A 13,316-nucleotide genomic window follows, 5' to 3' on the forward strand; every position below is an offset into this window, starting at 1 on the left:
CCGTTACGATTCTCTCCCTTGACCGAAATGTTGTTTTACCGGGGTGTGCGTAGGCTGGTGAGCCATGAAGATGGGACGTGAGATCGCATCCGACGGGCGCTTCGTCAGGCAGCCCAACCGGTTCACCGGCCGCGTCGAGATCGCCGAGCCCGGCCGCTACCACCTCTACGCCTCCTACGCCTGCCCGTGGGCCCAGCGGGCGCTGATCGTGCGGCGGCTGCTCGGGCTGGAGGAGGCCGTCGGCGTCACCATCGTCGATCCCATCCGCGACGAGAAGGGCTGGCGCTTCCCCGGCGGCGACCCGGTCACCGGGGCCGAATACCTCTCGGAGCTGTACCTGTCGAGCGACCCGTCGTTCGACGGCCGCTACACCGTGCCCTGCGTGTGGGACGTCCGCGAGAAGCGCCTGATCTCCAACGACTACCCGCGCATCACCCTCGACTTCGAGACGCTGCTGACCCCGCTGCACGCCGAGGGCGCGCCCGATCTCTATCCCCTCGCGCTGCGCCCCCAGATCGACGAGCTGAACGACCGGCTCTTCCACGGCCTGAACAACGCCGTCTACGAGGCCGGGTTCGCCCGCTCGCAGGAGGTCTACGAGGAGGCCGCGGGCCGGGTGTTCGCCACCCTCGACGAGATGGAGTCACGCCTTTCCGGGCAGCGGTTCCTGCACGGCGACGAGATCACCGAGAGCGACGTGCGGATCTACACCACACTGGCCCGCTTCGACCCGGTCTACCACTCCCACTTCAAGTGCGCGGTGCGGCGGCTGATCGACTATCCGGTGCTGTGGGCCTACGCCCGCGACCTCTACCAGCGGCCCGCGTTCCGCGAGACCACCGACTTCGACCAGATCAAGCGGCACTACTACATCACCCAGGTGGACGTGAATCCGAGCCGGATCGTCCCGGTGGGGCCGGAGCTCGACTGGGAGTCGCGGCACGGACGCGGCTGATCCCGGCGTAGAGGGGCAGGACGGCCAGCAGCACCACGGCGGCCAGCGCCCAGGCGGCGCCGATGCCGGCCGTCCCGGCAAGCACGCCCAGCCCGATGTTGGCGGCGAACCCGCCCGCCTGGAGCGCCAGCGAGTCCACCGACAGCAGGGTGGCCCGCTGGCGGCGGTCCACGCGGCCGTGCATCAGCTCGGCGCGCAGCAGCGCGCTCGCCGAGAACCCGACGAAGAGCATGAGGTAGGCCACCGCCGTGGCGACCATTCCGGCGGGAGCGGGCAGCGCCGCCGAGGCGGCCAGCCCGGCGAGGGCCAGCACCGCGACGATCCCGGAGGCCATCGCACCGCGCGCGGAGCCGCCCGCCGTCCGCGCCACGGCGGGGGCCACCGCGCTGCCCACCGCGCTGGCCGCGAAGCCCACGGCGGTGACCACCCCGTAGGCGGTGCCGCCCGCCCCGGCGTCGCCCGCCAGCTCGGCGAGCCGGATCGGGGTGAGCAGCTCGATCGAGCACAGCGTCACGCCACCGGCCACGCTGACGCCCAGGAGCCGGGCCAGTACGGCGTCGCGCGCCCCCAGGCGCACCCCCGCGGCGACGGTGCGCGGCACGTCGCGCACCACCTCGGCCAGGCTCGGGCGCTCGTGCGGCGGCTCGGGCAGCGCCACCAGTGCCACCGCGAACAGCACGGCCGACGCGCCCGCCGCCAGCAGCACCGGCACGGCCAGCGGCTCGGCCACCACCCCGCCCAGCGCGAGCGGCAGGAAGCCGCCGACCAGCACTCCCGCGCACAGCGCGGCCGACCCCATCGACTCGCCCCTGGCCAGCCCCGGCTTCAGGTCGGCGTCGGGCCCCTCCCCGGCGTGCAGGGTGTCCACGTACCACGCCTGCGCCGGACCGCTGGAGAGCGCTCTCGCCACCCCCTTGAGCACGGCGGCCAGCACGAACACCGGAAGCGAGTGGGCCAGGGCCAGCGTGGTGTAACCGGCCACGCCGATCGCCGCCGACGCGGCCAGCACCCAGCGCCGCCCGAGCACGTCGGCCAGCCCGCCGGTGGGCAGTTCCAGCAGCACCACGACCAGGGCGTAGGCGCCCATCGTGAGCCCGATCTGGGCCAGGCTCAGCCCGCGCCCGGCCATCAGCAGCACCATCGGGGCCATCATCAGGCCGGGGGGTAACCAGGTCAGGGCGCTGACCAGCACATAGCGGCGGCGCGCGGAGGCCGCGTTCACTGGGGCGTTCACGGCCGCGCTCACGACGGCCTTCTGGGGAACGCGGAGTAGTGCACGACGACCTGCTCGGCCGCGGGGTCGGCGGCGTCGCGGGCCGCCAACTCGTGCAGGATCGCCTCGAAACGCTCCCACAGTTCGCCGACCGAGGCGGGCGTGAGCCGTGTGATGTCGTCGCTGATGCCGGCCGCCTCCACCCACTCCACGTCCCAGGAGCCGGCTGCCTCGTCGAACTCGGCGGCGGCGCGGATCAGCATCTCGACCTGGCGTTCGCGGAGCGCGGCCACGGCCTCCCTGCCTTCGGGAGTGGCGGCCATCTCGGCGTTGTCCCAGGAGGTGTAGCGGTGCACCGACCGCCAGCGGCGCTCGCGGGCGTCGCGGCGCTCGGGGTCTTCCTCGATGAAGCCGTATCTGGCCAGTTCCCGCAGGTGGTAGCTGGTCAGGCCGGAGCTCTCCCCGACCTTCCTGGCCAGCTCGGAGGCGGTAGCGGGGCCGTCGGAGCGCAGCAGGCCGAGCAGCCGCAGGCGCAGCGGGTGGGCGACGCCCTTCAGGACGCCGGGATCGGTGACGCGGAAGGTCTCTTTCACGATCGGCAGCGTACGATCGCAAAGGAAGTTTTGCAAACATTTCTTTGCGATCAGCGGACATAGGGTTCCCAGCCCGTCGGCCGTCCCCCCGGTCGGCCGACGGGCCCATCCCTGGCACGTAATCCGCGAGCGATCGGTTCACCCGGGTTCATCTCGCTAGAGTGAGGCGAGTGCGAATCGACGACGTTTGGATCGACGAGGCCGTACGCGAGTTGCGGCCCGACTTCGCGGTGCTGCTCATGGTGGTGCGGGGGCTGCGCAACGGCCCGTCCGACGATCGCTCGCGGGCCTGGCTGACCGACGCGGCCGGGCGTGCCGTGGGGCCCGAGCACGAGCGGATCGAGGCGTGGCGGTCGGCCTACCGCGACTTCGGCGCCAAACCGCAGCGCACCCGCCCCTCGGTCGACGCGCTGATCAGACGTGCCCCGCTGCCCGAGATCAACCTGGTCGTCGACGCCTACAACGCGGTGAGCGTCGCGCACGCCCTGCCGATCGGCGGTGAGGACCTGCGCCGCTACCAGGGCCCGGCGCGGCTGGTGCGGGCGAGCGGCGACGAGCCGTTCGACACGACGGCCTCCGGTGAAGAGATCGTGGACCACCCGGAGATCGGCGAGGTGGTGTGGCGCGACGACCTGGGCGTCACCTGCCGCCGCTGGAACTGGCGGCAGTGCGTCCGCACGCGCATCACCGAGGAAACCACCGACGCGCTGTTCATCCTGGAACGCCTGGCCCCGATGCGCCTCGACGAGCTGGCGGCGGCCGGACGGGAGCTGACCGCGCTGCTGCGGCGGATCTCGCCCTCCGCGAGCTTCGAGGACAGACTTCTGGCCATGGGGTAACCTCTACATGACCATCGGGTGATCAGGCGTAGACCCCCCAGACCGACCCCCTCCACGTGACGAGTTCGGACGGTCCTGGGAGGATCGGGGCTGGGAGCTGTCCGGGGCTGCATCTTCCGCCGGTATGGGCGAGTAACCTTGGACAGGATCCTCAACCATCAACAACATCAACGCCGATCTGCGGAAGAGGGCGATTTCCGCCGTGTCGTCTGAGTCGTCGCGGTCAAACCCGCTGGCAAGCTTCGGGCAAAACGAGTGGCTTGTCGACGAGCTGTACCAGAAGTACCTCCAGGACCCAGAGTCAGTAGACCGTGCCTGGTGGAACTTCTTCGCTGACTACAACCCCGACTATGGGCCGAATCGGGCGACTCCCACGGCCCCCAGCACGGGGAACGGGGCCGCCACCGCGGCACCGTCCACACCACCGGCCGCGGCACCGGCAACCGCTCCCGCACCGGCGAAGGCGGCTCCTCGCGAGCCCGCCGCCAAGCAGGGCCCCGCGAAGGAGCCCGCCAAGCAGGAGGCCAAGGCACCCGCCAAGCAGGCGGCCGCCCCGGCCGGCGCCGAGGAGGTGCGCCTGCGCGGCGCCGCCGCCCGCACCGCCGCCAACATGGAGGCGTCGCTGGTCGTGCCGACGGCGACCAGCGTGCGCGCCGTCCCGGCCAAGCTGCTGGTCGACAACCGGATCGTGATCAACAACCACCTGCTGCGCGGACGCGGCGGGAAGGTGTCGTTCACGCACCTGATCGGCTACGCCATCGTCAAGGCCCTGGCCGGCATGCCGGACATGAACTACTCCTACGCCGAACTCGACGGCAAGCCCGCGCTGATCAAGCCGGAGCACGTCGGTCTCGGCCTGGCCATCGACGTGCAGAAGTCCGACGGCACGCGCCAGCTCCTGGTGCCGTCCATCAAGGCCGCCGAGGCCATGGACTTCCGGCAGTTCTGGATGGCCTACGAGGAGATCGTCCGCAAGGCCCGCAACGGCAAGCTCGGCATCGACGACTTCGCGGGCACCACGATCAGCCTGACCAACCCGGGCACCATCGGCACCGTCCACTCGGTGCCCCGGCTCATGCCCGGTCAGGGCACGATCATCGGCGTCGGCGCGATGGAGTACCCCGCCGAGTACCAGGGCGCCTCGACCGAGACCCTGGCGCGGCTGGCGGTCAGCAAGGTCATCACGCTGACCAGCACCTACGACCACCGGATCATCCAGGGCGCCCAGTCGGGCGAGTTCCTGCGCCGGATCCACCAGCTCCTGCTCGGCGAGAACGGCTTCTACGACGAGATCTTCGAGGCGCTGCGGATCCCCTACGAGCCGGTCCGCTGGGTGCCCGACATCTCGGCCACCCACGACGACGACGTCGCCAAGTCCGCCCGGGTGCTGGAGCTGATCCACGCCTACCGGGTGCGCGGCCACCTGATGGCCGAGACCGACCCGCTGGAGTACAAGCAGCGCAAGCACCCCGACCTCGACATCCAGTCGCACGGCCTGACCCTGTGGGACCTGGAGCGCGAGTTCGCGACCGGCGGCTTCGGCGGCAAGCCGCTGATGAAGCTGCGCGAGATCCTGGGCGTGCTGCGCGACTCCTACTGCCGTACGGCCGGCATCGAGTACATGCACATCCAGAACCCCGAAGAGCGGGCCTGGATCCAGGAGCGCGTGGAGAAGCCGCACGCCAAGTCCGACCGCGAGGAACAGCTCCACATCCTGCGCAGGCTCAACACCGCCGAGGCGTTCGAGACCTTCCTGCAGACCAAGTTCGTCGGCCAGAAGCGGTTCTCGCTGGAGGGCGGCGAGTCGCTGATCCCGCTGCTCGACTCGGTGATCAGCGAGGCGGCGGCCGATGGCCTCGACGAGGCCGTCGTCGGCATGGCGCACCGCGGCCGGCTCAACGTGCTGGCCAACATCGTCGGCAAGTCCTACGGGCAGATCTTCGGCGAGTTCGAGGGCAACCTCGACCCCCGCAGCGCGCACGGCTCCGGCGACGTGAAGTACCACCTGGGCTCGACGGGTGACTTCGTCTCCCCCGACGGCCGCAAGATCGTCACCTCCGTGGTCGCCAACCCCTCCCACTTGGAGGCCGTCGACCCCGTCCTGGAGGGCGTGGTCCGCGCCAAGCAGGACATCCTGGAGCGCGGTGAGGAGGGCTTCACCGTGCTGCCGATCCTGGTGCACGGCGACGCCGCCTTCGCCGGGCAGGGCGTCGTGGCCGAGACGCTGCACCTGTCGCAGCTTCGCGGCTACCGCACCGGCGGCACCGTGCACGTGGTGGTCAACAACCAGGTGGGCTTCACCACCTCGCCCGCCTCGTCCCGTTCGTCGGTCTACGCGACCGACGTCGCGCGGATGATCCAGGCGCCGATCTTCCACGTCAACGGCGACGACCCGGAGGCGGTGGTCCGCGTCGGACGCCTCGCCTACGAGTACCGCCAGGCGTTCCGCAAGGACGTCGTGATCGACCTGGTCTGCTACCGCAGGCGCGGCCACAACGAGACCGACAACCCCAGCTTCACCCAGCCGCTGATGTACGACCTGATCGACGCCAAGCGGTCCACCCGCAAGCTCTACACCGAGGCGCTGATCGGCCGGGGCGACATCACGGTGGAGGAGGCCGAGCAGGCGCTGCGCGACTACCAGGCGCGGCTGGAGCAGGCCTTCACCGAGACCCGCGAGGCCCTCAAGGAGGACACCGGCGAGTTCCACCGTCCGGCCGACCCCGAGGTCGTGCCGTGGTCGCACGACGACACGAGCACGGCGATCACCGAGGAGACGGTCAAGCGGGTCGTGGAGACCCAGCTCAACCTGCCCGAGGGCTTCACCGTCCACCCGCGTCTGGCGCCGGTCATCCAGCGCCGGGGCAAGATGGTCGCCGAGGAGACCATCGACTGGGCGATGGGCGAGACCCTCGCGTTCGGCTCGCTACTGATCGACAACCACCCGGTGCGCCTGGTCGGCCAGGACTCCCGGCGCGGCACGTTCGGCCAGCGGCACGCGGTGCTCGTCGACCGGGTCACCGGCGAGGAGCACACCCCGCTCAAGACGTTCAACCAGGGCATCACCAAGTTCTACGTCTACGACTCGCTGCTCAGCGAGTTCGCGGCGATGGGCTTCGAGTACGGCTACAGCGTGGTCCGTCCCGACGCCCTGGTGGCCTGGGAGGCGCAGTTCGGCGACTTCGTCAACGGCGCCCAGACGATCATCGACGAGTTCATCGCGGCCGGTGAGCAGAAGTGGGGTCAGCGCTCCTCCGTGGTGCTGCTGCTCCCGCACGGCTACGAGGGCCAGGGTCCCGACCACTCCTCGGCCAGGATCGAGCGGTTCCTGCAGCTCTGCGCGCAGGACAACATGACCGTCGCCCAGCCGTCCACTCCGGCGAACTACTTCCACCTGCTGCGCTGGCAGGTGCTGTCGAACCGCCGCCGTCCGCTGGTGATCTTCACGCCGAAGTCGCTGCTGCGGGCCAAGGCGGCCAGTTCGGCGGTGGGCGAGTTCACCTCCGGTTCCTTCCGCCCGGTTCTCGGTGACGCGGGCGTGGATCCGGCGGGGGTCCGCAGGATCGCGATCAGTTCCGGCAGGGTGCACTACGACCTGGCGGCGGCGCGCGACAAGCGGGGGCGCGGCGATGTGGCGCTGCTCCGGCTGGAGCGGCTCTACCCGTTCCCGACCGAGGAGATTCAGGCCGAGCTGTCCCGCTACCCGGCCGACGCCGAGCTGGTCTGGGTGCAGGACGAACCGGTCAACATGGGGCCGTGGCCGTACCTCACTCTCAAGCTCGCGGAGAACCCCGAGGCACTGGGCGGACGCACGCTGCGCCGGGTCTCCCGCAAGCCCAACTCCTCGCCCGCGACCGGTTCGCACGCGTCGCACGATCACGAGTTGGAGACGATCCTTGAGGGCGTCTTCGGATAGCCCCTGATCGCTGAGAAGGAAAGGCCCCCGGTCTCCGGGGGCCTTTCCGTTTTCGGGGTGCTGCCCGGTTCAGGCGTCGTCGTCGGACACCCGGGACGCGCCGTCGCACTGCGCACGGTTGCCGTCGCCGAGCGCCACCAGCGGCCCGCAGTTGGTCACCGGCAGCGAGGTGGGTTCGACGATCTCGTCGTTGAAGATGACCACGTTGCCGATGAGCGAGGGGCCCGGGGCGGGCGGAACCGCCTCGGGCTCTTCTGGCGCCTCGGCCGTCTCCGGCTGCGCCGGGGGCGGCGCCGCGCCGAGGACGCGGATCGGCTGGGCGCCGACGTTGACGGTGAGCGTGGCCCAGGCCGGGACGACGTACGCGAGGCCACCGGCGAGCAGGAGCCCGATGACCGCCCCGCGCCAGGTCAGGCGATGCGCCGGTCCTGGCTTCCCGCGGCCTGCTCGGCCACGCCCCTGCTGCCGCCGGCGTGCTCGGGCCTGCCGCCCTGCATGAACCTGTCGATCAGGGCCAGCGCCACGGCCGAGAGGATGAAGGTCAGGTGAATGAGTGTCTTCCATAGCAGTTCCCTGTCGGTGACGGCCGGCCTGCCCGCGTTTATGAAGATCTGCAGTAGGTGGATGGACGAGATTCCGATGATCGCCATCGCCAGCTTGACCTTGAGCACGTTGGCGTTGACGTGGGACAGCCACTGCGGCTGGTCGGGATGCCCTTCGATACGAAGCCGGGAGACGAAGGTCTCGTAGCCGCCGATGATCACCATGATCAGCAGGTTCGAGATCATCACCACGTCGACCAGGGCGAGCACGATCAGCATGATCGTGGTCTCGGCGGCGTATCCGCCGAAGCCCAGCATGATCAGGTGCTTCAGTTCGAGCATGAAGCGCCAGACGTAGACCACCTGGGCGACGATGAGGCCTAGATAGAGCGGTGCCTGGATCCACCGGCTGAAGAACATGAAGTAGCCCAATCGGCTACGGGCGTTCTCGTGGGCGTAGGACACCCGGGGCACCGAGTGAAGGGAGAGCACGGCACGGCTTACTTGGGCGGGATGACGTTGATCGTGGGCTGCTCGACGAGCAGGTCGACGATGAGCCAGCCGACCGGGTCGCTCACCCTGGGGACGGCGTGCGCGGCGGAGGCGGTGGCGGTCGCGGCGAGGGTCAGGGCGGCCGTCGCCGCGGCGGCCACGATCACGGCACGGATTTGCACGGTGACTCCTATGACTACGCTGGGGGGCAGATGTAGAACGCTGGGTATCCGGTCATGTGCTGTCCAAAACCTTTGGGCACTCGAAGATCGGCCGCCTGCGGCTCGCGAACGGGCGTCGGATACGCCAAAGGCCACCGGGTGTCGCCACCCGGCGGCCGTCCGCGACAGCCTCGTTCAGGGAGCGGGCTGCAGACAGGCCACGCCGGGGGCCTCGGCCGGTGTGGCGAGCGCGGCCGGGTCGAGGAGGGCGGCGGGATCGGTCGCCGTGTGCACGAGGCAGGTCACGGCATCGGTGGGCGAGGGGACGGCGGGGACGACTGCGGCGGAGGCCGCCGACCCGAGGGACAGCAGACCTCCGGCGATCGCGGCGACGGCGAACAGTCGGGCAACGCGGCGCATGGGAACCTCCTGGATCATGTAATGAGCGCCTCTTCTTCCACTACCCAGGGTATGGGATCAGTAACGTACGGTTCAGCGTTTTCGGGCAATCCGATATTGGGATTCATGCGTGAACTGCTACTTTTAGCGGGATTAGCTGGAGGAGGATGATGTACTTCACCGATCGCGGCATCGAGGAGCTCGTCGAGCGTCGCGGAGAAGAAGAGGTCAGCGTCGCCTGGCTCGCCGAGCGGCTGCGCGAGTTCGTCGACCTCAACCCGGGCTTCGAGATCCCGGTAGAGCGGCTGGCCACCTGGCTGGCCCGGCTCGACGACGCGGAGGACGACGAATAACCCCGGCCGACTTCGGCCCAAGACGCGATACATCTTGACTTTTGGCAGACGCGACATATCGTGTCTGTAGCAGGTGCAAGCCAGTGTCGCGTACGAAGGGAACCGGGGCCATGCCCTCTTGGACGATCGACCGGCCGGAGCAGCTCACCTTCGGCCCGGTCAGCAGGCTGAACGTGCGCATCGTGGCCGGCCGCCTGGCGGTGCTGGCCAGCGACGGCCCGCCCAGCCTCGAAGTCACCGAAGTGAGCGACCCCCCGCTGATCGTCACGCACGACGACGACGGCGTGCTCTCCATCGCCTACCGTGATCTCACCTGGGAGGGCCTGCTCGGCTGGCTGCGCCCCGGCAAGCGGATCAGCAACGTGACGATCACCGTCCCCAAGACCTGCCCGGTCAACGTCGGGGTCATCTCGGCCTCCGCCCTGGTGGCGGGCTTCGTCGAGCGCACCCGCGTGAAGAGCGTGTCCGGCGAGATCGTCCTGGACGGCGTCAGCGGCGACATCTCCGCCGAGACCGTCTCCGGCGCCGTCGAGAGCCGCAACCTCACCGGCGACCTGTCGTTCACCAGCGTCTCCGGTGAGCTGACCGTCGCCGACGGGCGTCCGCGCAGGCTGCGGGCCAACACCGTGAGCGGCCGGATCACCGCCGACCTCGGCCTCGCCCCGACCGGCCACGTCACGCTGAACAGCGTCTCGGCCCCCATCGTGGTCCGGGTGCCGCGCCTCGTCGACTCCGACGTCACCCTGCGATCCACCTCCGGGCGGCTCGACAGCGGCTTCCCCGAGCTCAACGTGAAGCACAACCCCGGCACCAAATCCCTGCAGGGCCGTTTGGGCGGCGGCATGGCCTCGCTCGGGGCGACCACCGTCTCCGGCGACATCACCCTGCTGGCCCGCGACAGCGGCGACGAGGACGACATCATCCGCGGCGACTTCCTGAGCGGCGACACCCTGCGCGACGGCGATGAGAACGAGGAGGACGCGCGATGAGTCCCGTGTTCGGCCATGGCCGGCTGCGGCTCTACCTGCTGAAACTGCTGGAGGAGAGCCCGCGCCATGGCTACGAGGTGATCCGGCTCCTGCAGGACCGGTTCCTCGGCGTCTACTCCCCCTCGCCCGGCACGATCTACCCGCGCCTGGCCCGGCTGGAGGACGAGGGCCTGGTCACCCACGAGGTGGTCGAGGGCAAGAAGGTCTTCTCGCTGACCGACCGCGGGCGCGCCGAGCTGGCCGCGCGGATGGACGAGATCGCCGAGCTGGAGGTCGAGATCTCCCAGTCGGTCAAGGACATCGCCAGGGAGGTCAAGGAGGACGTGCGCGACACGGTCAAGTCGCTGCGCGAGGAACTGACCCAGATGGCCCGCGACGTGCGCCGGGAGAGCGCCGAGGGGAAGGCGGACGCCCGCGACCGGTTCTCCGGCCAGAAGGGCGAGTGGCGGCGGATGCGCAAGGAGCAGCAGGCAGAGTGGCAGCGGATGGCCAAGGAGCACGGCGAGGAGTGGCGCAGGCAGGCGCGCAACCTCCGTGACGAGGGCGAGCGCTGGTCCGGCGAGTGGCGGCGAATCTGGGGAGACGCCTGGGCCGTTTTCGGGGGCGCCCAGGACTCCGGCCGCCGCGCCGACCTCGACAGCGAGCTGGGCGAGGCGCTGGCCGACTTCGTCGCCCACGTGAGGCAGGACGCCGCGGGGGCCGCGCTCACCGACGAGGCCGTGGAACGGTGCCGCGCCATCATCGCCGAGGCCGGCGACCGGATCCGCGACGTACTCCGATGATGATCCTCGGCGGCCTGCGCCTCCCCATCCTCGGCTCGGCCCCCCAGCCCACCGCTCCCGAGGCGGGCGAGGCCCTGTCGCCGCCGCCACGACAGGAAGCGGGACTCCTGCCGCGGCAGGAGGCGCACGGCGGGAGGCGGGTCAGGCCGCGCGCAGTGCCTGCTCCAGGCGGGCGCGGCTGCGCGCGGCCCGGCGAGCGTGATAGGCGATCGGCAGATACCTGATCCGCTCCGGCAGGCGCGGCGCCAGCGCGGCCACCGCGCGGCCCAGCGCCCGCAGCCGCCGCTCGTCGCGCGCCGACCAGTCCAGGCCCAGCTTGGCGCGGACGGCGGGCGGCAACGTACCGATCGTGACGAACTGGTTGACCCGCCCCGAGGTCAGCCCCAACGGCCGCCACAGCGGCGCGAACACGGCCGGGAGCATCGGCGGCGGCCCGACCCCCCGCGCCACGTCGAGCACGTCGTGCGCGGTCGGGTGGTCCTCCAGCGTCCCGGCCACCATGTCCTCGAAATAGCGCCAGTAGTCCTCGACGGTCGGCGGCAGCATCCGCTCCGGCACCTGGAGGATGCGGCCGAGCCGCAGGATCTCGTCGTACATCCGGCGCTGGCGCTCGCCGTCCACCGGTTCGCCGAAGTAGCGGGCGGCGGTGACCGAACGCTCGAACGCGGTCAGGTGCACCCACGCGTACGGCTCGGCGCTCAGCGCGTGGTACCTCCGGCCCCGCTCGTCGGTGCCGCTGAACCCCCGGTGCAGCTCCCGCAGCCGCCGGCCCTCCTCAAGGGCGGCGGGCCCGCCGTACACCCACTTCTGCAACGAGGTGAGCGAGCGGGTCAGCCGTCCCCACGGGTCGTCACGGTAGACGGACCGCTCCCCCACAGCCGCGCCGACGGCCGGGTGCATGACCTGCATGATCAGCGCCCCGCCGAGCAGGAACATCAGCCGGACGTCGCCCATCCCCTCCCACAGCAGCGACCCGGGCCCGAAGGGCTCGGGGGGCGGCGTGGACTGCCTGGGGTGCGGAGCTGCCATGGGCGACCTCCAGGATGGTGCCTCTCTTCGGTTGTACCACCGGGGAGGTCGATCCCCGGCCAGCCCCGCTGGTGTGCGCTTTACCTGATATCAGAGGGTGAAGACCACCTTGCCGAACAGCTCACCCTCGGCCATCGCGGCGAAGCCGTCGCGGGCGTCGGCGAGCGGCATGGCGCGGTCGATCACCGGGCGCACGCCCGTCTGCTGGAGGAACATCGCCAACCGGGCGAGCTGGTCGCGGTCGCCCATGGTGCTGCCGATCACCGAGAGCTGCAGGAAGAAGACCCGGTTCAGCTCGGCGGGCGGGGCCTGGCCGCTGGTCGCCCCGGACACCACGATCCGGCCGCCCGGCCGCAGCGACTTCAGCGAGTGCGACCACGTCGCCTGGCCGACGGTCTCCATGACCGCGTCCACCCGCTCGGGCAGCCGCGCGCCGCTCTCGAAGACCTGGTCCGCGCCCAGCTCCAGGGCGCGTTCCCGCTTGTCCGCCGACCGGCTGGTGGCCCACACCCGGTAGCCCGCCGCCCGGCCGAGCGCGATCAGCGCCGTGGCCACCCCACCGCCCGCGCCCTGCACGAGCACCGTGGAACCCGGCTCCAGCGCGGCCTTGTCGAACAGCATCCGGTAGGCGGTCAGCCATGCCGTCGGCAGGCAGGCGGCCTCGGCGAAGGACAGCGCGGCCGGCTTGGGCACCAGGTTACGCCGGGGCACCGCGACCAGCTCGGCGAACGTGCCGTCGTGCACCTCCGACAGCAGCGACCGCTTGGGGTCGAGCGTCTCGTCCGGCCCCTCCCCGATCACCGAGTGGACGATCACCTCGTTGCCGTTCTCGTCCAGCCCCGCCGCGTCGCAGCCGAGCACGATCGGCAGCCGCTCCTGCCGGATCCCCACGCCCTTCAGCGTCCACAGGTCGTGGTGGTTGAGCGCGGCGGCCTTCACGGTCACCGTGGTCCAGCCGTCGGGGACCTTCGGATCGGGGTGGTCGCCGAGCGTCAGTCCGGCGAGCGGGTTGTCGGGATCGGTCTGCGTTGCGGTAACGGCGAACATGGCCGC

General features: G+C 70.7%; 14 protein-coding genes. 6 read left to right on the forward strand and 8 right to left on the reverse strand.

Translation table 11 applies throughout. The annotated features are described in order from the left end of the window. Positions 1-64: 64 nt before the first annotated feature. Positions 65-955, forward strand: coding sequence for a glutathione S-transferase C-terminal domain-containing protein (locus tag P3X83_RS27945; RefSeq protein ID WP_277308216.1), 891 nt, complete (start codon positions 65-67; stop codon positions 953-955). Here P3X83_RS27945 and P3X83_RS27950 read toward each other — a convergent pair. After that, complete coding sequence (locus tag P3X83_RS27950) at positions 873-2,201, reverse strand: MFS transporter (RefSeq protein WP_277308217.1); 1,329 nt, start codon at positions 2,199-2,201, stop codon at positions 873-875. The two genes, P3X83_RS27945 and P3X83_RS27950, sit on opposite strands and share 83 nt — an antisense overlap. Then, on the reverse strand, positions 2,198-2,761 hold the full coding sequence (locus P3X83_RS27955) for a winged helix-turn-helix domain-containing protein (RefSeq protein WP_277308218.1): 564 nt from the start codon (positions 2,759-2,761) through the stop codon (positions 2,198-2,200). The genes P3X83_RS27950 and P3X83_RS27955 overlap by 4 nt, the downstream gene beginning before the upstream one ends. Before the next feature lie 170 nt (positions 2,762-2,931). On the opposite strand from P3X83_RS27955, the gene P3X83_RS27960 reads away from it, so the two are divergent. Further along, positions 2,932-3,600, forward strand: a complete 669-nt coding sequence (locus P3X83_RS27960) for a phenylalanine--tRNA ligase beta subunit-related protein (RefSeq protein WP_277308219.1) — start codon at positions 2,932-2,934, stop codon at positions 3,598-3,600. A 202-nt stretch (positions 3,601-3,802) separates the two neighbouring features. Further along, on the forward strand, positions 3,803-7,516 hold the full coding sequence (locus P3X83_RS27965) for a multifunctional oxoglutarate decarboxylase/oxoglutarate dehydrogenase thiamine pyrophosphate-binding subunit/dihydrolipoyllysine-residue succinyltransferase subunit (RefSeq protein ID WP_277308220.1): 3,714 nt from the start codon (positions 3,803-3,805) through the stop codon (positions 7,514-7,516). Between the two features lie 69 nt (positions 7,517-7,585). Here P3X83_RS27965 and P3X83_RS27970 read toward each other — a convergent pair whose 3' ends face one another. The 4 genes from P3X83_RS27970 to P3X83_RS27985 form a co-directional block, all read right to left on the reverse strand. Continuing rightward, a complete protein-coding gene (locus P3X83_RS27970; RefSeq protein ID WP_277308221.1) occupies positions 7,586-7,720 on the reverse strand; it encodes a hypothetical protein in 135 nt (44 codons plus the stop codon). Between the two features lie 206 nt (positions 7,721-7,926). Next, the gene (locus P3X83_RS27975; RefSeq protein WP_277308222.1) at positions 7,927-8,550 is read right to left on the reverse strand and encodes a TIGR00645 family protein; all 624 of its coding nucleotides are present in this window, start codon (positions 8,548-8,550) and stop codon (positions 7,927-7,929) included. 8 nt (positions 8,551-8,558) lie between these two features. Next, positions 8,559-8,732: a hypothetical protein gene (locus P3X83_RS27980; protein ID WP_277308223.1), complete on the reverse strand. Its 174-nt coding sequence runs from the start codon at positions 8,730-8,732 to the stop codon at positions 8,559-8,561. Positions 8,733-8,906: 174 nt separating this feature from the next. After that, positions 8,907-9,131, reverse strand: coding sequence for a hypothetical protein (locus P3X83_RS27985; protein WP_277308224.1), 225 nt, complete (start codon positions 9,129-9,131; stop codon positions 8,907-8,909). A 149-nt stretch (positions 9,132-9,280) separates the two neighbouring features. Between P3X83_RS27985 and P3X83_RS27990 the strand changes: the two genes are divergently transcribed. From P3X83_RS27990 to P3X83_RS28000, 3 genes are all read left to right on the forward strand, one after another. Further along, positions 9,281-9,463, forward strand: coding sequence for a DUF6104 family protein (locus P3X83_RS27990; RefSeq protein ID WP_277308225.1), 183 nt, complete (start codon positions 9,281-9,283; stop codon positions 9,461-9,463). A gap of 110 nt (positions 9,464-9,573) precedes the next feature. Beyond that, positions 9,574-10,452, forward strand: a complete 879-nt coding sequence (locus tag P3X83_RS27995; protein ID WP_277308226.1) for a DUF4097 family beta strand repeat-containing protein — start codon at positions 9,574-9,576, stop codon at positions 10,450-10,452. Next, on the forward strand, positions 10,449-11,234 hold the full coding sequence (locus P3X83_RS28000; RefSeq protein WP_277308227.1) for a PadR family transcriptional regulator: 786 nt from the start codon (positions 10,449-10,451) through the stop codon (positions 11,232-11,234). The genes P3X83_RS27995 and P3X83_RS28000 overlap by 4 nt, the downstream gene beginning before the upstream one ends. A 141-nt stretch (positions 11,235-11,375) precedes the next feature. Here P3X83_RS28000 and P3X83_RS28005 read toward each other — a convergent pair whose 3' ends face one another. After that, the gene (locus P3X83_RS28005; RefSeq protein ID WP_277308228.1) at positions 11,376-12,263 is read right to left on the reverse strand and encodes an oxygenase MpaB family protein; all 888 of its coding nucleotides are present in this window, start codon (positions 12,261-12,263) and stop codon (positions 11,376-11,378) included. Positions 12,264-12,353: 90 nt separating this feature from the next. Continuing rightward, entirely contained in the window at positions 12,354-13,310 is a 957-nt protein-coding gene (locus P3X83_RS28010) for a zinc-binding dehydrogenase (RefSeq protein ID WP_277308229.1), read from the reverse strand. Between the last annotated feature and the right edge of the window lie 6 nt (positions 13,311-13,316).

The organism is Spongiactinospora sp. TRM90649, from assembly GCF_029382225.1.
In the GTDB taxonomy this organism is placed as follows: domain Bacteria; phylum Actinomycetota; class Actinomycetes; order Streptosporangiales; family Streptosporangiaceae; genus Spongiactinospora.